The organism is Sphingomonas sp. PSPC2-2 (assembly GCF_049897725.1).
Taxonomy (GTDB): domain Bacteria; phylum Pseudomonadota; class Alphaproteobacteria; order Sphingomonadales; family Sphingomonadaceae; genus Sphingomonas.
This window is the reverse complement of the sequence record NZ_JAFCWU010000007.1, coordinates 229,586-250,055: the sequence shown is the minus strand read 5'-3', so window position 1 is coordinate 250,055 and position 20,470 is coordinate 229,586. Positions and strand designations below refer to the sequence as shown.

16 protein-coding genes and 1 pseudogene are annotated in these 20,470 nt (G+C 66.1%); 6 read left to right on the top strand and 11 right to left on the bottom strand.

The window, feature by feature from the left end; genetic code table 11:
- Positions 1 to 68: 68 nt before the first annotated feature.
- A pseudogene (locus ACP7BY_RS14535) lies at positions 69 to 503 on the top strand (OmpW/AlkL family protein); the annotation flags it as partial.
- Between the two features lie 60 nt (positions 504 to 563).
- Here ACP7BY_RS14535 and ACP7BY_RS14530 read toward each other — a convergent pair.
- The 5 genes from ACP7BY_RS14530 to ACP7BY_RS14510 form a co-directional block, all read right to left on the bottom strand.
- Positions 564 to 1,367 carry a universal stress protein gene (locus tag ACP7BY_RS14530; RefSeq protein WP_033965544.1) on the bottom strand — a complete coding sequence of 268 codons (804 nt, stop codon included), beginning with the start codon at positions 1,365 to 1,367 and terminating at the stop codon, positions 564 to 566.
- 77 nt (positions 1,368 to 1,444) lie between these two features.
- Complete coding sequence (gene hemN, locus ACP7BY_RS14525) at positions 1,445 to 2,782, bottom strand: oxygen-independent coproporphyrinogen III oxidase (RefSeq protein WP_137902545.1); 1,338 nt, start codon at positions 2,780 to 2,782, stop codon at positions 1,445 to 1,447.
- A gap of 287 nt (positions 2,783 to 3,069) precedes the next feature.
- A complete protein-coding gene (cydX, locus tag ACP7BY_RS14520) occupies positions 3,070 to 3,174 on the bottom strand; it encodes a cytochrome bd-I oxidase subunit CydX (protein ID WP_010405986.1) in 105 nt (34 codons plus the stop codon).
- 17 nt (positions 3,175 to 3,191) lie between these two features.
- Positions 3,192 to 4,340, bottom strand: a complete 1,149-nt coding sequence (gene cydB / locus ACP7BY_RS14515) for a cytochrome d ubiquinol oxidase subunit II (RefSeq protein WP_033965554.1) — start codon at positions 4,338 to 4,340, stop codon at positions 3,192 to 3,194.
- Between the two features lie 11 nt (positions 4,341 to 4,351).
- On the bottom strand, positions 4,352 to 5,923 hold the full coding sequence (locus ACP7BY_RS14510; RefSeq protein ID WP_137902485.1) for a cytochrome ubiquinol oxidase subunit I: 1,572 nt from the start codon (positions 5,921 to 5,923) through the stop codon (positions 4,352 to 4,354).
- Between the two features lie 137 nt (positions 5,924 to 6,060).
- Between ACP7BY_RS14510 and cydD the strand changes: the two genes are divergently transcribed.
- From cydD to ACP7BY_RS14495, 3 genes are all read left to right on the top strand, one after another.
- A complete protein-coding gene (gene cydD / locus ACP7BY_RS14505; RefSeq protein ID WP_137902484.1) occupies positions 6,061 to 7,725 on the top strand; it encodes a thiol reductant ABC exporter subunit CydD in 1,665 nt (554 codons plus the stop codon).
- Complete coding sequence (locus ACP7BY_RS14500; RefSeq protein WP_137902483.1) at positions 7,722 to 9,344, top strand: ATP-binding cassette domain-containing protein; 1,623 nt, start codon at positions 7,722 to 7,724, stop codon at positions 9,342 to 9,344. Before cydD ends, ACP7BY_RS14500 begins: the two co-directional genes overlap by 4 nt.
- A 151-nt stretch (positions 9,345 to 9,495) precedes the next feature.
- The gene (locus tag ACP7BY_RS14495; RefSeq protein ID WP_249340808.1) at positions 9,496 to 10,287 is read left to right on the top strand and encodes a formylglycine-generating enzyme family protein; all 792 of its coding nucleotides are present in this window, start codon (positions 9,496 to 9,498) and stop codon (positions 10,285 to 10,287) included.
- 22 nt (positions 10,288 to 10,309) lie between these two features.
- Here ACP7BY_RS14495 and ACP7BY_RS14490 read toward each other — a convergent pair whose 3' ends face one another.
- Positions 10,310 to 10,915, bottom strand: coding sequence for a TetR/AcrR family transcriptional regulator (locus tag ACP7BY_RS14490; RefSeq protein ID WP_310065935.1), 606 nt, complete (start codon positions 10,913 to 10,915; stop codon positions 10,310 to 10,312).
- Between the two features lie 141 nt (positions 10,916 to 11,056).
- On the opposite strand from ACP7BY_RS14490, the gene ACP7BY_RS14485 reads away from it, so the two are divergent.
- Entirely contained in the window at positions 11,057 to 12,139 is a 1,083-nt protein-coding gene (locus tag ACP7BY_RS14485) for an MBL fold metallo-hydrolase (protein WP_033963606.1), read from the top strand.
- The gene (locus ACP7BY_RS14480; RefSeq protein ID WP_137902482.1) at positions 12,136 to 13,920 is read left to right on the top strand and encodes a sulfatase-like hydrolase/transferase; all 1,785 of its coding nucleotides are present in this window, start codon (positions 12,136 to 12,138) and stop codon (positions 13,918 to 13,920) included. The genes ACP7BY_RS14485 and ACP7BY_RS14480 overlap by 4 nt, the downstream gene beginning before the upstream one ends.
- Here the strand turns inward: ACP7BY_RS14480 and ACP7BY_RS14475 are convergent.
- The 5 genes from ACP7BY_RS14475 to ACP7BY_RS14455 form a co-directional block, all read right to left on the bottom strand.
- Positions 13,917 to 15,503 (bottom strand): peptide chain release factor 3, encoded by a 1,587-nt coding sequence (locus tag ACP7BY_RS14475; protein WP_033963605.1) that lies wholly within the window; start codon positions 15,501 to 15,503, stop codon positions 13,917 to 13,919. The genes ACP7BY_RS14480 and ACP7BY_RS14475 overlap by 4 nt on opposite strands.
- Positions 15,504 to 15,520: 17 nt before the next feature.
- The gene (locus ACP7BY_RS14470; protein WP_033963602.1) at positions 15,521 to 16,399 is read right to left on the bottom strand and encodes an aldose 1-epimerase family protein; all 879 of its coding nucleotides are present in this window, start codon (positions 16,397 to 16,399) and stop codon (positions 15,521 to 15,523) included.
- A gap of 151 nt (positions 16,400 to 16,550) precedes the next feature.
- Positions 16,551 to 18,914 carry a phenylalanine--tRNA ligase subunit beta gene (gene pheT / locus ACP7BY_RS14465; RefSeq protein WP_137902481.1) on the bottom strand — a complete coding sequence of 788 codons (2,364 nt, stop codon included), beginning with the start codon at positions 18,912 to 18,914 and terminating at the stop codon, positions 16,551 to 16,553.
- Positions 18,911 to 19,987 (bottom strand): phenylalanine--tRNA ligase subunit alpha, encoded by a 1,077-nt coding sequence (gene pheS / locus ACP7BY_RS14460; protein WP_033963625.1) that lies wholly within the window; start codon positions 19,985 to 19,987, stop codon positions 18,911 to 18,913. The genes pheT and pheS overlap by 4 nt, the downstream gene beginning before the upstream one ends.
- A complete protein-coding gene (locus tag ACP7BY_RS14455; protein ID WP_033963599.1) occupies positions 19,984 to 20,448 on the bottom strand; it encodes a GNAT family N-acetyltransferase in 465 nt (154 codons plus the stop codon). Before ACP7BY_RS14455 ends, pheS begins: the two co-directional genes overlap by 4 nt.
- Positions 20,449 to 20,470: the final 22 nt, after the last annotated feature.

The window sequence follows — 20,470 nt, the reverse complement described above, 5'->3', positions numbered from 1 at the left end:
ATTTGTGCGACCCGCGCGCCTTCGCCGTGCAGCGCCGTCGTCCAGACGATGTCCGCAGCGTAATAATCATCGGTGCCGAGCTGATCCTCGCGACGACCGAACACAAGGCACAGGGCCGGGGCACCCTCTCCGGCGTTCCGACTCTGGCCAAGACCTGGGTGCTGCCGCCTACGCTGACGCTGCAATATCACTTCCTGCCCGATGCCAAAATCCGGCCCTATGTCGGCGCGGGCATCAACTACACGATCTATTATTCGACCAAGGCCAGCGACGAACTGGTCAAGGCGATCGGGCCGACCAGCGTCCATATGAATGACAGCGTGGGCTATGCGCTGCAGGCCGGCACCGATATCGACATCACCAAAAAAGTGTTCTTGAACCTCGACGTCAAATATATCGGGATGAAGACCACTGCGCGGCTCAACACTGGCGGCGCGATCAACACCGCGCGGATCGATATCGATCCGTTGGTGTTCGGCGTGGGCTTGGGCTTCCGCCTCTAAATCTAAATCCCCCGCCTCCAATCCCCCCGGGCCGCCAGTGCGACCCGGGGTTTTTGTTGGTCAATGCGCGAGCAGCGTCGGCACCGGGCATTCTGCCAGCATCCGCCGCGTAACCCCGCCGAACAAGGCCTCGGTCAGGCGCGCATGGCCGAACCCGCCCATCACCAGATAGTCCGCCGCTTGATTGCCGATTTCGTTCAGGATCACCGTGCTCGCGCTATTGCCGCCCGCGGCCAGCGTGCTGACCACTGGTTTGACGCCATGCCGCGACAGGTAAGTAGCGGCGTCGCCTGCGGGCAGCGCAACCGAGCCGTCGTCAATCTCGAGCAACGTTACCGATTTGGCGAGCTGCAACAGCGGGACGGCGGCGCGGAGCGCGGCTTCCGCTTCCGGAGAACCATCCCATGCGACCACCGCAGTGCCGGTGAGATCAAGGCCGGTGGCGTCTTCGGGCACCGCCAGGATTGGCCGATTGGTGCGGATCAGCAGTTCGCCCGGCAAGTTCGCCATGTCGTGCGTCGCGAAATTGGGGAGTTTTTCGCTGACTACGATGATGTCGCTGAGCCGCGCCGCCCGCACCACCTGATCACCGAGGTTGCCGGCGACGTCGATCCAGTCCCATGGCACGTCCTCATGCGCCAGGCGGGGTTCGATCCGTTTGCGGTTGCGGGCTTCGGCCGCGCGCTCGTCTTCCATCAACAGCGCAGCGCCTCCCAGCGATACGTAATCGTCCATCACCTCCGGGGCGATCGATACGTCGAGACAGGTGAGATGGCCCCGCAGGCCGCGAGTCAGGTCCAGCGCCACTTGCAGGCGCCCTTCCTGTCCCGAATCATCGTGTACCAGCAGCAGGATGCTTTTCATCGGTCGGCTCCTCGCATTGAGAGCAGGCAGGATTGGGCGATCCCGATCTTCGAACAATGCGTAGCTTTACGGACCGCTCACACCGCAGTGCTGAAACGCGCTTCACGCGCCTGCAGCGCGGTGTCGAACGCCGAAGCGACGAGACGCGCATAGGGCCGACCCACCGGGCTGATCGTTACGGTCGTGCCCCGCGTCAGGACGAGGCCGCGTTCGGCGAACTCTGCCAGCCGGTCCATGTCCCCAATTACGGCGCGACTGCTTTGGCCGTGTTCGGCGGCGACCTCCGCAACATCGACGCGACCGGTGCAGAGCAGCCGCTCAATCAACGCCCCGCGCATGCGGTCCTCGGGCGTGCGCAGCAAGCCGCGCGATCCCATCAGCAACCCGTTGGCGGCTCCCACCCGATAGCTGCCGACATGCTTCTCATTTTGCAGGAACAGCCCGTCAAACTGGCTGATCGCGGAGGCTCCAAGGCCGATCAACGTGGTTGCGCGATCGTCGGTGAAACCCTGAAAATTGCGGCGCAGCGTGCCGTCGCGCGCGGCGCGGGCGAGCGAATCTTCGGCGCGCGCGAAGTGATCGAAGCCGATCGCCTCGAACCCTGCTCCGATCAGCAAGTCATGCGCCAGTGCGCTTTGCCAGAAGCGCGCTTCGGCATCAGGAAGGAGTGTATCATCGATCCGGCGCTGTCGCGGCAGGAGCTGCGGCATATGCGCGTAACCGAACATCGCCACCCGATCGGGCGCGAGCAGAAAGGCAGCAGAGAGCGTTGCCGCGATATCGTCGAGCGTCTGGCCGGGCAGGCCGTACATCAGATCGAGGTTGAACCGGGCGATCCCTGCACGGCGCGCGTCGGCCATTGTCTGGGCAATCTGACGCCATGGCTGCAGCCGCCCGATCCTGGCCTGGACCTGGGGCGAAAAGGTCTGCGCGCCGATGCTGAGGCGCGACACCCCCGCCGCTGCATAGCTCTGCGCCGTTTCTTGTGTGAAGTGCCGGGGGTCGATCTCGACCGCCCATTCGGCATCGGCGGCGATCGCGAAATGCCGCCGCAAGGTCGCGCTGAGCGCGAGAAAGGCGGTTGGCGACATGGCATTGGGGCTGCCGCCGCCGAAATGCACAGATCCGACCGGCGCGCGGAGCATACTGCCAACGCGCGCGATCTCTCCCTCAAGCGCGGCGAGATAGCTGTCCATTCGTGCCGGGCGGCCAAGCGCACCGGTGTTGCACCCGCAATACCAGCAGATTTCATGGCAATAGGGGATGTGCAGGTAAAGCGAGACCGGTGTGTCGTCGGCGACACTGGCAAGGGCGGCAGCGTGCGCATCGGGCAGCGGCTTGAACGCCGCTGCCGTCGGGTAGCTGGTATAGCGTGGGACGGTGCGTCCGGCCAGATCGGGATAATAGCGGTGCATGATGGCGGCAGCGTGCATCGGCAATGCCCTTCGGGATTTGACGGCAATCAAGGAAAGCGCCGCTTCAGCGCCGTAGATCGCGTGCTGGATCATTAAAAACGGGAGAGCGCGATGCTGTCGGACACTTGGTTTCTGGGCCTCGTGGTTGGGGCAACGGCCTGCTTCATGGCGGTGATGCTGTTCGCTTCGGTCAGCGATCGCGATCCGAACCCGCCCCCCGGCACCGAATAGTCATTCGACCCTCCCTCCTGGCCGCTGCGGTACCCCTGCCGCAGCGGCCTTTTTGGTCAGGCGTCGCCATCGTCGGGCAAGTGGAATTCATGCCACAAGCCATTGAGGATGCCGAAGCCGACAGCGAGGCCGAGGCCGAGAACCCAAGTGAAATACCACATCGATCGCGGTCCTTTTCTTAGTAGAAGTCATGGCTGGCGGCGATCGCGCGCTCGCTCACCCGGCCGAACATCACGCGGTACGCCCACGCGGTGTAGGCGAGCACGATCGGCAGGAAGACGACCGTCACGATCACCATCAGGAACAGCGTCGATTCGCTCGATGAGGCGTTCCACACCGTCAGGCTCGAATGCGCGTCGATGCTCGATGGCAGGATGAAGGGAAACATCGACAATCCGACCGTCGCGATGATACCTGCGGCCGACAGTGTGGATCCGGCAAAGGCCGCAGGCTCGCTCTTGGCGCGAATGCCGACCAGCGCCAGCGCCGCGCCGACAAAGCCCAGCACAGGTGCCACCAGCATCCACGGATGCGCCGCATAATTGTTAAGCCACGCGCCGCCGGACGCGACCGAGGTTGAGCGCAGCGGGTTGGAAGGGCCGCTCGGATCGACTGCGGAGGTCAGCTCGAAACCCATGCCGCCGCGCGCGACGAACAGTCCGCCAAGCGCGAACAGCACGATCGAGGCGATAGCGGCACCCGTGCCATACAGGCGAGCCCGGTCTTGCACGGCACCGCGCTCGACCTTCATCGCCAGCCATGCGCTGCCATGCAGCACCAGCATTGCCACCGACAACAACCCGCAAAGAAGCGTGAACGGCGTGAACAGGCCGAGCAAACCGCCTTCATAGCTGGCGCGCATGTCGCTATCGATGCGGAACGGCGCGCCTTGCAGGACATTGCCGACCGCGACGCCGAACACCAGAGCAGGAACGAAGCCGCCAACGAACAACGCCCAGTCCCAGCCGCTGCGCCAGGCGCGCCCTGGCCGTTTCGACCGATATTTGAACCCCACCGGGCGCAGGATCAGCGCGGCCAGCACCAGAAACATCGCAAGGTAAAAGCCCGAGAAGCTGATCGCATAGACATACGGCCAGGCGGCGAAGATCGCCCCGCCGCCGAGGATGAACCACACTTGGTTGCCTTCCCAGGTCGGCGCGACGGTGTTGATCGTCAGGCGACGTTCGCCATCGGTTCGCGCGACGAAGGGCAGCAATGCGGCAACGCCAAGGTCGAACCCGTCGGTCAGCGCAAAGCCGATTAGCAACACCCCTAGCAGCGCCCACCAGATCAGGCGCAAGGTTTCATAGTCGAACAATAGATGCATCATCATGCTCCTCAGGCAGCGGGGGCCAGGGCGGGCGCGTCGGTGGGGTGCGGCGCGGCTTCGAGCGGATCTTCGACCGGCCCGTGCGCGATGGTCGCCAGGATCAGGCGTACCTCGATCACCGCCAGCGTTCCGTACAGCGCGGTGAAACCGATGATCGTCGTCCACAGCATCGCCGGGGTCAGCGTGGAATTGGCGAGGAAGGTCGGCAGGACACCGTCAATCGCCCAGGGCTGACGGCCGAGCTCGGCGGTCACCCAGCCCAGTTCGATCGCAATCCAGGGCAGCGGGATCGCCCAGAGCGCGATGCGCTGGAACCAGCGCGCCTTCATGTGCAGGCGCAGGCTCGCGAGGAGGAAGGCGGTGGCGAACAGCGCGATCATCAGGAAGCCGATTCCGGCCATGATACGGAACGTCCAGAACATCACCGGCACGCTTGGCACGACGTCCCACGCGGTCGATGCGATCAGCGCGGGGCTGGCTTTGCCGGGATCCGCGATATGCGCCTTCAACAACAAGGCGTAGCCAAGGTTGTTGCGGTGTGCCTCGAACACGGTGCGCGCCGCGCGATCGGTCGGGTTGCGCTTCAGCACGTCGAGCGCGCGATAGGCGATCACCCCCGATTCGATCCGCTCCTGCGCCTTCAGCACCAGCTCGGACATGCCGGTGACTTCCTTGTCGACGCTGCGGGTCGCGATCAGACCGAGCACCCACGGGACCTTGACGGCATAGCGCGTGGTGCGGGTGGCGATGTCGGGCAAGCCGAACAGTGTGATCCCTGCCGGTGCCGGCTCGGTGTGCCATTCCGCCTCGATCGCGGCGAGCTTCATCTTCTGGTTGTCGGTGAGCGTGTAGCCGCTCTCGTCGCCAAGCACGACCACCGACAGCGACGACGCCAGTCCGAACGCCGCCGCGACGACGAAGGAGCGCCGCGCGACGGCGGTCCACTTCCCGCGCAGAAGATAAAAAGACGATACGCCCAGCACGACGAGCGAGGCGGCGACATAGCCGGCGCTCACGGTGTGGACGAACTTTGCCTGGGCTACGGGGTTGAACAGCACTGCGCCAAAGTCGGTCACTTCCATCCGCATCGTATCGGGGTTGAAGGCCGAGCCCACCGGATTTTGCATCCAGCCATTGGCGACGAGAATCCACAGCGCGGAGAGATTGGTCCCAACCGCGACCATGAAGGTCACCGCCAGATGCCCCAGTTTCGACAAACGATCCCAGCCAAAGAACATCAATCCGACGAAGGTTGCTTCAAGGAAGAAGGCCATCAGTCCTTCGATCGCGAGCGGCGCGCCGAAAATGTCGCCGACATAATGCGAGAAATACGACCAGTTAGTGCCGAATTCGAACTCCATGGTCAGTCCGGTAGCGACGCCGAGAACGAAGTTGATCCCGAAGATCTTTCCCCAGAACCGCGTGATTTCGCGCCAGATCGCGCGGCCCGTCATCACATAGATCGCTTCCATGATGACGAGCATGAAGCTCATGCCGAGCGTCAGCGGCACGAACAGAAAATGATACAGGGCGGTTAGCGCGAATTGCAGCCGCGACAGATCGACGACACCAATATCCATGCGTGTAACTCCATCATCGCCGGTCGACGGCGCAGCCTCCCGGCACCGACGCCGGGCCTTCAACCGGAATGATGTTTAGCAGAGTATTGGGATTAGTACGTATTCGAGACGCTACTGCCGGGCGTATAGGCGGCGTTATGGCCGCACCTATCGTACAAGCCCGCGCTGGAGCGCGACGCGTATTGCCGGGCCCCGCTTTGGCCGCTGCGGCAGGCAACCGTGCCCGCGGATCGAGCGTGTGTCTGCTGGGGGACGCCGTTGCGGCGATTTTGTTTGCCGCCGGAGTCGCAGGGGGTGTCGCCGCAGTTGCGCGCGGTCTGCCGGCATGGCCCTGGGCGCTGCTGATGGGGCTGGCAGGTTTCGCCCGCGCGGCGTGTCTGTGGGGATCGCTTAGGCTGGGGAGCGGCGCGGCGGCGATTGCCAAATCCACGCTGCGGCGGACCGCTGCGCGGGCGGCGCTGCGTCGACCGGCTGGAAGTGGGTCGGTAGGCGCGCTGCTCGGTGCGGTGGTCGATGAGGTCGAGGCGATTGACGGCTACATCGCCCGTTTCCTGCCTGCGCGGCGCGCGGCGGCGATCGCACCGATGATCGTGCTGGGGGCAATCGCGTTCGCCAGTCCGGTAGCGGCACTGATCCTGCTTGGCACGCTGATACCTTTCATCGGGGCGATGATCCTTGCAGGCGGGGCGGCAGCGGACCAGTCGCGGCGACAATTCGATGCGCTGTCGCGCCTGTCTGGCCTGTTCGCCGATCGAGTCCGCGGCTTGCCGGTGATTCTCGCCTTTCACGGCGAATCCCGCGAGGCCGAGCGCCTCGGATATGTCGCACGGGAGGTTGCGGCGCGGACGATGCGGGTGCTTCGCGTCGCCTTCCTGTCCTCGGCGTCGCTGGAATTTTTCGCCGCGCTGTCGGTGGCGTTGGTCGCGGTCTATGCCGGGTTTGCTTTGCTTGGGCAGTTGCCCTTTCATGCTCCCGAACGGCTCGATTTGGTGCGCGCATTCTTCGTGCTGGCGCTGGCCCCGGAATTTTACGCGCCGATGCGCCGCCTCGCTGCTGCCTATCACGACCGACAGGCGGCCGAGACCGCCAGTGCACGGCTGGCCGCGCTCGATGCGGCGGCCATGCCGCCTGTAAGGGAAGGTCTTGCGGTGGTGGCGGCCCCGGCGATCGCGTTCGACCACATCACCATCCGTTACCCGGGGGAGGAACGCGATGCGGTCGGCGACTTGTCGATCGATATTCGGCCGGGCGAGATCGTCGCGCTGGTCGGGCCCTCGGGAAGCGGCAAAAGCAGTTTGCTGCACCTGTTGCTTGGGCTGGTTCCGGCGCAGGAGGGTCAGGTTACCATCGATGGCAAGCCGCTTCTGGAGATCGGCAGCGTCGCCCCTTTCGCGGCCTGGGCGGGGCAGGCTCCGCTCATGCTCGCGGGGTCGATTGCCGACAATATCCGGCTGGGACGCGCGGATGCGGCACCCGCCGAGGTCGCGGCGGTGGCGGCGGCGGTCGGGCTGGAGGATGCCCTGGCGCGGCGCGTCGGTGGGCTCGAGGAGCGGCTCGATCATCGCGGTGGCGGCTTGTCGGGCGGCGAGCGCCGTCGCATCGGGGTGGCGCGCGCGCTGCTGAAGGACGCGCCGCTCCTGCTGCTGGACGAGCCGACCGCCCATCTTGACCACGCCGCCGAGGCCGCGCTGATCGCCGTCATTGCCCGTGCCTGTGTCGGGCGTACTGTTATTATCGCGACGCACAGCGCCGCGCTGGCCGCACTTGCTGATCGCATCGTCGATCTCGGGGGTGTTGCGTGAACGGCACGTTGAAAGATTTGCTGGCCGACCGTCCACGCACCGAACGACAAGCGGTTCGCCGCGCCGTTCTGTGTGCTGCCTTGGTGGCGGTCGCCTCGGTCGCGCTGCTCGCCTTATCGGGGTGGTTCCTCACGGCGGCGGCGCTCGCGGCGGGGGCCGGGACGGCGCTGGCGTTTAATTACATGCTGCCCAGTGCCGCGATCCGGCTGTTTGCGATCGTGCGGACCGGTGCGCGCTATGGCGAAAGGCTCGCCAGCCATGATGCGGCCCTGTCGGCGATTGCGCGGGTGCGCCCGGCGCTGTTCGCCGCGCTCGCGGCGACACCGGTGGCGCGCGCGCTGAGCCTGTCGACCGGGGAAGCCTCCACCCGTTTGGTGCAGGATGCGAGTGCGATCGAAACGGCGCTGGTGCTGCGATCGGGTACAGTCGGCGGGGCCGTGGCGATCCTGTCGGGCGGAGCCTTGATCGCGCTCGCCGGCCCGCTTCCGGTCGTCGCCGTCGCGCTGGTCGCGGTCCTGCTGTACGCGGCGATCTGGACGGTGTCGCGCGAGCTCGAGGCCAGCGGAAGTGCGCTGTTGCGCGAGGCGGAACGGCTAAAGGCCCAGACCGCCGCTCTGGTCGAGGGCGCGGCCGAGCTGCGCTGTTATGCGCTGGAAGATTGGGCCGTGGCGCGCATCGTCGACGGCGGCACCGCACTCGCCGCCGCCCAACGGCGCGACAGCGATGTGCGTGCGTGGATCGAGGTGGCGTCGCCGGTTGCGATCGGGGGTGGGGCGGCGTTGGCGCTGGTCTTGGCGGCACCCCAAGGGGCGGCGATCGCTGCCTTGGCCGCGCTGGCGGCGGCGATGGCGCTTGACGGCCTGGCACCCGCGATCCGGCAAGTGACGCAAGCGCGCGCCGCGCACGCCGCTTATGCTCGGCTCGGCGCGTTGCTCGAGGACGCCCCCCGGACCACCGTACCAACGGTCGCGCTGAAACCAGACCTGATCCTTCGCGGTACGCCGATTGCGCCGCCAGCGCGGATTGCGCTGCGGGGGGTGTCAGGTAGCGGCAAGTCCAGCCTGGTCGAACGGTTGGTCGGGCTGCGTACCCCGATCGCGGGCGAAGTGGCGCTGGGCGGGGTCGATATCGCTTTGCTGCCCGCGACCACGTTGCGAGCGTCGTTCGCGTGGCTGCCGCAGGATGCGGCACTGCTGGCGGGGACGGTGCGCGACACGCTGTTGCTGGCGCAGGCCGATGCGCCGGATGCGGCGTTGTGGGAAGCGCTGGAGGATGCCGCCTTTGCGGAGCGGGTGCGCGCCATGCCGCAGGGGCTGGATAGCTGGATCGGCGACAATGGGGCGAGTCTGTCCGGCGGTGAACGGCGGCGGTTGGCGCTTGCGCGGGCGTATCTCAAGCCCGCGCCGTGGCTGCTGCTGGACGAGCCGACCGAGGGCCTCGACTCCGTCACCGCACGGATCGTTCTCGAACGGTTGGACGATCGGTTACGGCGGCGCGGGCAGGGGCTGCTGATCGTGAGCCATGCGCCGCTGACACCGGCGCTGGCGCTGGATGGTGAAATTATGCCCGCTTCGCGGACCGCGGCTTCAGACCATAGGGGCGTGCTGTTCGTCGGCTGAAATCTCGCTAGGGTGTCGGTTGGAGGGGATCGATGACCCGATGAGATTGCGGTGGTTGGCGATTGTTGGGCTGTTGGCGATGAGCGCCTGCTCGCGGGCTCCAGCGGGCGCGCCCGTTCAACACGCGTGTGCCACGTTCGCGCCCGGAGCGATGCGCTGGATTCCGGCGGGGCGCTTCGTCCAGGGGGAAGATCCGCATTATCCTGAAGAAGGACCGCCACGCACCGTCACCGTGCCCGGCTTCTGGATCGACACGCATGAGCTGACCAACGCCGAATTCGCCACCTTCGTGAGGGCGACCGGCTATCGCACGATGGCGGAACGGAGACCGCCGGTTCTGCCGGGCGCGCCGCCCGAGATGCGGGTCCCGGGGTCGGCGGTGTTCGCGGTCCCGTCCGGCGACGATCCGCGCTGGTGGCGGTGGGTGGTGGGGGCGACGTGGCAACATCCGGCGGGCCCGAACGAATCGATTGTCGGCAAGGGTACGACTCCCGTCGTCCAGATCGCCTATGAAGATGCCGAGGCCTATGCGCGCTGGGCGGGCAAGGCCCTGCCGACCGAAGCGCAATGGGAATATGCCGCGCGGGGTGGCCAGCCTGCTTTGCCCGAACCGATCGACGCGCACGGCACGCCGACCGCCAATTACTATCAAGGCGTGTTCCCGGCCCGCGATCTTGGCATCGATGGCTATCGCGGTCGCGCGCCGGTCGGATGCTTCCCTGCCAACGGCTATGGCCTGTACGACATGATCGGCAATGTGTGGGAATGGACCAGCGGGGTTGCCGACGGCGACCGGCGTGTGATCAAGGGCGGGTCGTATCTATGTGCCGCCAATTATTGCGCGCGCTACCGCCCGGCGGCACGGCAATTTCAGGAATTGGGGCTCGGCACCGATCATATCGGTGTGCGGCTGGTCGACAATCGCCGCGCGCCGCCGGGTTGATCGACGCGGACCGCAGGCCTGCTCAATCGTCGATATGGGCGAGGATCGCTTCGATGAGCCGCACCACCACGGCGCGGGCCTCGGCAATGGTCAATTCCTGGTCGTGCCGCAACAAGCGCCATGTCTGAAAGCTGAGCGGCACATTCAGCGCATCGACGAGCGTGGTGTCGGCAAGGACGTGCGGCGGCAGCACCGCTTCGAGCGAGCTGCGCTCCAGCCGCAGCATGCGGCGATAATCCTGCATCAGGAATTCCGACTGGAAGCGTTTGATATTGGCCGAGATACGGAAGGGCAGGATTGCCTCGAAGACGAGCGCGCGACGTTGAGTGATTTCCAGCAGCCGGTCGCGCCAGCTCGCCCCCGTCAAGGGTTTGAGCGCCATCGGCAAGACCTGTGCTTCGATGACCTGGGACATTTCGCTGTAGAGCGTGTCCATATCGGCAAAGTGCCGGAACACAGACCGCAAGCCGACACCGGCGGTTTCGGCGACGCGCGCAGCGCTCGGGGCGATATCGCCTTTGCCGACGAGATGGAGCATCGCGGCGACGATCTTGGCGCGGCTGTTTTCACTGCGCGCACGGCGCCCGTCGGCTGCTGAGTTGTCTTTTGGTCCAGAGACCGGCGTCATACTGCGCTTCATATCCACGTGGTGCGCTTATCCCTCCGATCCACCTCGGTCTATTGTCCTCCCAATGTGGCATTGAATGTGTCATAATTTTGTCGCAGGCTCAACCGCAACGACATACGCCCAAGGGAGGAGGGTGGCCGAATGCGCAAATACGGGAAGTGGACGTTGGCCGTTGCCCTGATTGGCCTTGTCGGGATGACGCTGGTCAGCCTCTTCCAGCGGCAAATCGCGACCGCCATGCTGGCGTGGATTGTCGATGCGCGGGTGGGGCGAGACGGTACCGAGACATTGCCGGATGGACTGCATGTCGCGTTGTGCGGAACGGGTTCGCCTTTGCCCGATCCGACCCGGGCGGGGCCGTGTTCGGTGGTGATCGCGGGGAAGCACCTTTTCGTGGTCGATATCGGGGAAGGCGGCGCACGCACGATCGTTGGGATGGGTTTGCCGATCGGGCGAATTGAGGGGCTGTTCCTGACGCATTTCCATTCGGATCATATCGACGGACTCGGTCCGTTGATGTTGCAAAGCTGGATCGCGAGCTCCGCCACGTCTCCGCTACCGGTGCACGGTCCGGTCGGAGTGGAGGCGGTAGTGGCGGGATTCGATGCGGCCTATGCGACCGACTCACGGTATCGCACCGCGCATCATGGTGCCGGCGTCGCACCCCCGAGCGGCGCAGGTGCGGTGGCGATTCCGTTCGCCATGCCCAAGCCCGATGCGCCCGAGGTCGTGTTCGCACATGATGGGCTGCGGGTTACCGCCTTCTGCGTCGATCATGGCCCGGTTCGCCCAGCGGTCGGCTATCGCTTCGACTATAAAGGCCGTTCGGTTGTATTCAGCGGGGATACGGGGCCAAGCGCATCGCTGGTTGCGGCGGCCAAGGGAGCGGACCTGCTGGTCCATGAGGCCTTGCAGCCGCGGCTGGTCGGCTTGTTGACCGCTGCGCTTGAGCGGAACCATCGCTACAATCTGGCGCAAGTCACGCGCGATATTCGCAACTATCACACGACACCCGAGCAGGCTGCGGATGCTGCGAAAGCCGCCGGAGTAAAGCGGCTGGTGCTCAACCATATTGTACCGCCATTGCCTTTGCGCTTCGCCTATCCAGCGTTTCTGGGCGACTCCGCGCGACATTTTGCGGGGCCGATCACGGTGGGCGAGGACGGGATGCTGTTCAGCTTGTCCGCTGGCACGACCACCATCGCGCAAAGCCGGCTCGAGTGAGGCGGGCGGCGCGACGGGGGCTGGCGACGGCGCTGGCCTTGCTGGCGCTTCCCGCCGTGGGTGCTCCGCCCGCGCCCCGCCCCAATATCGTCCTGCTGGTGGCGGACGATTGGGGCTATACGGACATTGGCAGCTTCGGCAGCGAGATTCGCACCCCCAATATTGATGCGCTCGCCGCGCACGGCGTCCGCTTCGCCAATTTCCACGTCGCCGGATCGTGCGCTCCCACCCGCGCTATGTTGCAGACCGGCGTCAGCAGCCACCGCGCCGGGCTCGGCAACATGCCCGAAACCATTCCGCCCGAGCATATCGGCAAACCGGGTTATAACACCGTGCTCAACCACCATGTGGTGACGTTGGCGGAGGTGCTGCACCAGGCGGGCTATCGCACCTATCTCACCGGCAAATGGCATTTGGGCAAGGCGAGCGACGGGCTGCCGACCGCGCGTGGTTATGACCATGCCTTTTCGCTGGCGGATGCCGGGGCGGACAATTTCGAGCAGAAGCCGATCGCCGGGCTCTATGACAAGGCCGACTGGACCGAGGACGGTAGACCCGCCACCTTGCCGACGCCGTTTTATTCCTCGACCTTCATCGTCGATACGATGCTGCGCTACATCGATGCCGGGCGGGGATCGGGCAAGCCGTTCTTCGCCTCGGTCAATTTCCTGGCCAACCACATTCCGGTGCAAGCGCCCGACGCGTACATCGCGCGCTATGCCCATGCCTATGATGGCGGTTGGCGCGCTTTGCGCGCGGCGCGGCAGGCGCGGGCAATCGCCATGGGGCTGGTTCCACCGGAAACGCGCGCGGCGGTGATGCGCTCGACCGCCGACTGGAACCGGCTGTCGCCCGATCAACGCCATGCGGCGGCCCGGGCGATGGCGGCTTATGGCGGGATGGCGGAGGCGGCCGATCATGAGATCGGGCGTTTGATCGATCATCTGAAGGCGACGGGTGCGTATGACAATACGATCTTCGTGTTCCTGTCCGACAATGGCCCGGAACCGACCGACCCGCGCGGGCGGCTGCTCAACCGGCTGGTGCTCGGGCTGCTGCGCGATTTCGCGCCCGACCATCAGGGCGAGCGCGGCACGTTGACCGCGATTGGGCCGAGTTGGGCAAGTGCCGCCGCCGCGCCGCTTGCGGGCTACAAGTTTTCGGCCGGAGAAGGTGGCTTGCGCGTGCCGCTGATCGTGAGCTGGCCCGGTAATCCTGCGATGCGCAGCGGCACGATCGTTGGCGGCTTCACGCATGTTACCGATATTGCGCCCACCTTGCTTGCGCTGGCCGGGGTGCCCGCGCAGACCGGGCACTTTGCCGGGCGGGCGGTGGAGCCGATGGTTGGGTTCAGCCTGGCTGATATGCTGCTGGGCCGACGCACCAATGTGCATGGCGATACGCCGCTTGGCTATGAGCTATCGGGCAATGCGGCGTTGTTCCGCGGCGACTATAAGCTCGTCAGGAACCTGCCGCCGCTCGGCGACGGTCGCTGGCAGCTGTTCGACATCACGCATGATCCCGGCGAGACACACGATCTGTCGACCGAGCAACCCGATCGTTTCATCGGCATGCGCCGCGATTACGACGCCTTTGCCCGGCGCGATCAGGTGCTGCCAATGCCCGCCGGTTACACCGCCGACCAGCAGATCAGCGACAATGCCCTTCGGTATTGGTTGCCCAGGCTCCTCCCGGCGGTGCTGGGGGTCGCGGCGGCGGCGTTCGCAGTCGGCGTCGTACTTTGGCGTCGACGTCGTCGTGCCGCGATCAAAGCGCGCTAGCGCTCGCGCGTCGCGGCGAAGGTGACCTTGGGATAGCGGTCCGCGACATAGCCGACGTCCCAGGCCGTCTTCGCAAGGTACACGGGATTGCCGTCGCGATCCTTCGCCATGGAGGTGCGATTCAAGTCCATGAACGCCTTGAGGTCGGCCGGATCGGCTGCGGACACCCAACGCGCGGTATCATAAGGGGCCATTTCGAGCCCGGCATCGACCTTATATTCGGCCTCGAGCCGCGAGAGCAGCACTTCGAGCTGGAGCTGCCCGACCACGCCGATGATCCAGTTCGAGCCGATTTCGGGGTAGAAGACCTGCGTCACGCCTTCCTCGGCCATGTCGTCGAGCGCCTTGCGGAGCTGCTTGGTCTTGGTCGGATCCTTCAGCGCAACGCGGCGCAGGATTTCCGGCGCGAAATTGGGGAGCCCCGTGAAGCGCACGTCGGCGCGTTCGGACAGCGTGTCGCCCACCCGCAAGGTGCCGTGGTTGGGGATGCCGATGATGTCGCCCGGAAACGCCTCATCGGCCAGTTCGCGTTCGCGCGCGAAGAACAGGATCGGCGAATGGATCGCGATCGGCTTGCCGTGGCCGGTCGGCGTCAGCTTCATGCCGCGCTTGAAGGTGCCCGAACACAGCCGCATGAAGGCGATGCGGTCGCGGTGGTTGGGGTCCATATTGGCCTGGACCTTGAACACGAACCCGGTGACATCGGCGCGCTCAGGCAGCACTTGGGCGGGCTCTGCGGGTTGCGGGCGTGGGCCGGGCGCATGGCGACCGAGCGCGTCGATCAGCTCGGCGACGCCAAAGTCCTTCAATGCCGAGCCGAAATAGACCGGGGTCTGGTCGCCCGCGCGATACGCCTCGACATCGAAGGCACCATAGCCGCCAAGCGCGAGCTCGGCCTCGTCGCGCAGCGTCGCGAGGCCGTTTGCGCTCAGCACGCCTTCCAGCGCGGGATCGTCTAGCCCGGTGAAACGCCTCGCCTTGCCCATGAATTCGCGGCTCGGCCCCTCGGGCTGGCTCAGCGCATTGGCGTGGAAATCGTAAATGCCTTCGAAATCGCTGCCCATGCCGACCGGCCAGCTCATCGGCGTGACGTCAAGCTGGAGCATCTCGGCCACTTCGTCGAGCAATTCGAACGGCGGGCGTCCCTCGCGATCGACCTTGTTGACGAAGGTGATGATCGGCACCGAGCGCAAGCGGCAGACCTCGAACAATTTGCGCGTCTGCGCCTCGATACCGCGCGCCGCGTCGATCACCATCACGGCGGAATCGACGGCGGTCAGCGTGCGATAGGTATCTTCCGAGAAATCCTCGTGGCCCGGCGTGTCGAGCAAGTTGAAGGTAAGGCCACCCATGCCTTCGATCTCGCGCTCGAAGGTCATCACCGAGGAGGTGACCGAAATGCCGCGCTGCTGCTCAATCTTCATCCAGTCCGAGCGCGCACGCCGGTTTTGCCCGCGCGCCTTGACCTCGCCCGCCAAATGGATCGCACCGCCGAACAGCAACAGCTTTTCGGTCAGCGTGGTCTTGCCCGCGTCGGGGTGGGAAATGATCGCGAAAGTGCGGCGGTCGGAAGTGTGATTCATCGCCGCGCTGTAGCGCTTCAGGCCTCCAACGTCACCTGCATCGCGCAGCGCCATGTCGCAGCCGGTGCGATGGTGACGATGCCGGGTTTCTCACGGATGTCGCCGGTGAAGCCCTCGGGGTCGGCGATGCCGTGCCATGGCTCGATACAGACGAAGGCGGCACCAGGTTTGGTCCAGATGCCGAGCATCGGCGTGTCGGGGAAATCAACGCGGAGCTGTGGGCCGGTCGAGGCACCATAACGGACGCTTTGCGAATGGACCGGATCCCAGATCAGCGCGTCCTGGGTGAACAGCGCGTCGTCGAGGGCGAGGGTTCGCCCTTGCAGCGGGGAGGGGCGGCGGCCGGTGGAAATCGCGCTGCCGACGAGTTCGCGCAAAGGGTCGGGCTCATCCTTGGCGAAGACGATGCGGTGGTCGGCGCGGGGCAGGCCGTAAGGCAGCGGCCAGGCGAAGGCGGGGTGGAAGCCGAAGCTGGCGGGCAGCGTGCCTTCGCTGCGATTCTCGATCGCCACCGCGATGGCGAGCGTCGCGTCGGTGATCGTGTAGGTCACGCGCAGCGCGAAGGTGAAAGGATAGGCCGTGCGGGTCTCGGCGCTGTCTTGAAGCAGAAAGACCGCGTGCGTCGCGCTTTGCTCCACCAGCGTGAACAGGCTGCGGCGGGCGAAGCCGTGCTGCTTCATCGGATAGGCCGCGCCGTTAACGCGCAGCACGTCGCCGTTGAGCCGCCCGACGACCGGGAAGAGCAAGGGCGCGTGGCCGGTCCAGAAAGCGGGGTCGGCATCGGTCATCAGTTCGCGGCCGTCGGCATCGCGCAGGTGGGTGAGTTCCGCACCGAACGGGTTGATCGCGGCGGAGAGCTGCGCGGTGGCGATGGTGATCAGGTTGGGTTGGGGCATAGCGTCGATCCTCCAATAAAAACCACGACCACCCCGGCGAAGGCCGGGGCCCAGGCGCGGGCCGGGCATGGCGAGTGCCGTGCCCTATTACCTCGACCCGCCCTGCTGGGCCCCGGCCTTCGCCGGGGTGGATGCGGGGTGACGCTCGGCCTTACCCCCGCAAACTTGCCCCAAGCTTCGCCGCCGCCGCCACGACCTTGTCCGCCACCGCCTTCAGGTCCGCCTCGGTGAAGCTCTTTTCGCCCGGCTGGAGCGTGACTTCGATCGCGATGCTCTTATGCCCCGGCTCGACGCCCGTGCCGGTGAACACGTCGAACACGCGCGCAGCCACGATCGCCGCTTTGTCCGCGCCGCGCGCCGCGCGCACCAGTGCGTCGCCCGACACGCTGTCGGGCACGAGGAAGGCGAAGTCGCGCCGCACCGCCTGCAACGCCGGTGGCGCATAGGCCGCGCGCGCGAAGCTCGACGCGCGCTTGGGCGGAATCGCATCGAGATACAGCTCGACCGCCGCGACCGGGCCATCGACGTCGAAGGCGCGCGTGGTCAGCGGGTGGACGATGCCGAACGCCGCTAGCACGGTCTTTGGCCCCAGCCGCAGCGTGCCCGATTGGCCGGGGTGCCAGGCATCGCCCGCGTCGCCCATGACTTGCAGATTGTCGACCGGTGCCCCAGCCGCCGCCAGCAGCGCCAGCGCCTCGGCCTTGGCGTCAAAGGCGGTGAACAGCGTCGCCTTGCCGTTCTGCCAGCCGCGTGGACGCGCTTCGCCGGCCAACACCACGCCCAGCGTCGAGCGTTCGCCGTCGCTGAGATAGCGCCGCCCAAGCTCGAACAGGCGGACACCGCCAGCACCACGCTTCAAATTGCGTTCCGCCGCCGACAGCAAGCCGGGGAGAAGCGACGGGCGCATCACCTTCAACTCCTCGCTGATCGGATTGGCGAGCGTCCAGGTGCCGCCGCCGATCGCCTCGGCCTGGGTTTCCGACAGGAAGCTCCAGGTGATCGTCTCGTTGAGACCGCGCGCGGCGGCGGCGCGGCGGACGCGGCTTTCGAGTCTTTGCGCAGGCGTCGCGGTCGGCTTGGCGACACCCGCCGCGCGCGGCAGCGGGGTTGCGGGTACCGAATCGATGCCGACGATGCGGATCACTTCCTCGACCAGATCGGCCGGGCCATCGACATCGCGGCGCGCGGGCGGGGGCAGGACGGTCCAGTCGGCCTCGACCGTGAAGCCGAGCGCGGTCAGGATCTCGCGCTGGCGATCGGGCGCAACTGCCAGACCGCCGAGCGTTTCCGCGCGGGCGGGATCATAAGCGATGCGCTTGCGCGTGGTCGGCGGGGTGCCGGCATGGGTCGGCAGGCTTGCCGTGCCGCCACACAGATCGAGCACCAGCCGCGTCGCGATGGCGAGACCCTGTTCGAGGAACGCCGGATCGACGCCGCGTTCGAAGCGCGAACGCGCGTCCGAGGTGAGCATCAGCGCCTGGCCGGTGCGGGCAATGCCGTCGGGATCGAAATAGGCGCATTCGATCACGACATCGGTCGTCTCGGGCGTCACGCCCGAATCCTCGCCGCCCATGATGCCGCCAATGTCATGAACGTGCGCGTCATCGGCGATGACGGTCATCGTCTCGGTGAGCGTGTACGTCTTGCCGTTGAGCGCGAGCACTTGCTCGCCCGCCGCCGCCTTGCGCGCGACGAGGCCGCCCGACAGCTTGACGCGATCATAGACGTGCAAGGGGCGGCCGAGATCGAACATCACGTAATTGGTGATGTCGACCAGCGTGGAAATCGACCGTTGGCCGATCGCGGTGAGGCGGCGGCGCATCCATTCGGGCGCGGTGCCGTTGACGAGGCCGGTGACGCTTTGCGCGTAGAAAGCGGGGCAGCCCTCGGCATCGTCGGTGCGGACATCGGGGCCAGCGCCTGTGCCTTCGACGGGCGCATAAGCGAGCGGCCTGGCGGTGCCGAGCCCGGCGGCGACCAGATCGAGCGCGATGCCGCGCACGCCCATGCAATCGGGGCGATTGGGGAGGACGTTGATCTCGATCACCGGATCATTCAGCCCGGCATAATCGGGATAAGCCATGCCGATCGGCGCATCGGCGGGAAGCTCGATGATGCCGTCATGGTCCTCGCCCAGTTCCAGCTCGCGCGTGGAACACATCATGCCGTTCGATTCGACCCCGCGGATGGCGGCGACTTTGAGCACCATGCCGTTCGAGGGCACCGTTGCGCCGGGGGAGCCGAACACGCCGACCAACCCTGCGCGGGCATTGGGCGCGCCGCACACGACCTGGAGCGGGCCGTCCCCGGCATCGACCGACAGGACTTGGAGCTTGTCGGCCTGCGGGTGCGGGGCGGCGCTGAGCACCTTCGCCACGCGGAACGCGGCGAGCTTGGCACCGGGGTTTTCGACGCCTTCGACTTCAAGGCCGATGCGCGTGAGCGTCTCGACGATCGTCTCCAGCGAGGCGTCGGTGTCGATATGCTGCTTCAGCCAATCGAGGGTGACCTTCATGCGCCGACTCCCTGGCTCAGCGTGGGCACGTCGAGTGCCGAGAAACCGTAATGCTTCAACCAGCGCGCATCGCCTTCGAAGAAGGGCCGCAAATCATCCATGCCGTATTTGAGCATGGCGAGGCGATCGACGCCGACGCCGAAGGCGAAGCCCTGCCATTGGTTCGGATCGAGCCCGCACGCGGCGATCACCTTGGGGTGGACCATGCCGCTGCCGAGCAGCTCCATCCAGCCCTCCGACCCGCCGAGCACACGGCGGCCCTTTTCCATCGTCCAGCCGACATCGACTTCGGCCGAAGGCTCGGTGAAGGGAAAATAGCTCGGGCGCAGACGCAGCACGATGTCGTCACGCTCGAAAAAGGCCTTGAGGAAGGTCTCCAGCGTCCATTTGAGATGGCCGAGCGTGATGCCCTTGTCGATCACCAGCCCCTCGATCTGGTGGAACATCGGCGTGTGCGTCGCGTCCCAGTCCGAGCGATAGACGCGGCCCGGCGCGATGATGCGGATCGGCGGCTCCTGCCCCATCATCGTGCGGATCTGGACGGGCGAGGTGTGGGTGCGCAGAACCTTGGCCTCTTCGCCTTCGCCCGCCTTCAGGTAGAAGGTGTCGTGCATCGCGCGCGCGGGATGGCTCTCGGGCATGTTGAGCGCGGTGAAATTGTGCCACTGATCCTCGATCTCGGGGCCGGTGGCGACCGCGAAGCCGAGATCGGCGAATATCTCCGCCATTTCGTCGAGCACCTGGCTGACCGGGTGGACCGACCCCTGCGGTGCGGCCTCTGCCGGGAGCGTCATGTCGAGCGTCTCGCGCGCGAGCCTTGCATCGAGTTCGGCACGGTCGAGGGCGGCCTTGCGCTCGGCGATGGCGGTGGTCACCGCCTCGCGCACGCCCTGGATGCGCGGGCCCTGCACCAGCCGCTCGTCGGGCGACATGCCGCCCAGCGTCTTGAGCAAGGCGGTGATGCTGCCCTGCTTGCCGAGCGCCTGGACGCGGACCGCCTCCAGCGTATCGAGCGTGGCAGCGGCCACGACAGCATCGACGATATCGGCCTTCAGCTTCTCTATGTCGCTCACGCCGTCCACTCCACTACCCATTGATCCACCGTGCCGTCTTCCGGGTGATCGAATTGCCCGATGCACACAAAGCCATTCCGTCGCAGCACGCTTGGTGACGCTCCACTGTCGGGCAAGGTCTCGGCGGTCAAGCCGCGAGCACCGTGCGCACGCGCGATCCGCTTGAGCGCGGCAACTGCTGCGGTTGCATGGCCGCGGCCCTCGCGCTCTGGCGCGACGCCGTAGCCGATATCCCATCGCCCCTGCGCGTCACGCTTCTTGATGCTGACAATGCCGACCGCTTCGCGTTCCACAACCATCAACCAAGCGGATTCTCCACCAACTTCCGCAGCGACGCCGCGCAACAGATCGAGGATGTCTCGGGAGGCAATGCCGCCTTCCGGCAAATGCGGCGCATCATCGACCCCGGACTGGCCCAGCAGCCAGGCAAAATGCGCATCGGTCATCGGCAGGAGGTGCATTAGATAGGTCTTTCGTCAAAAC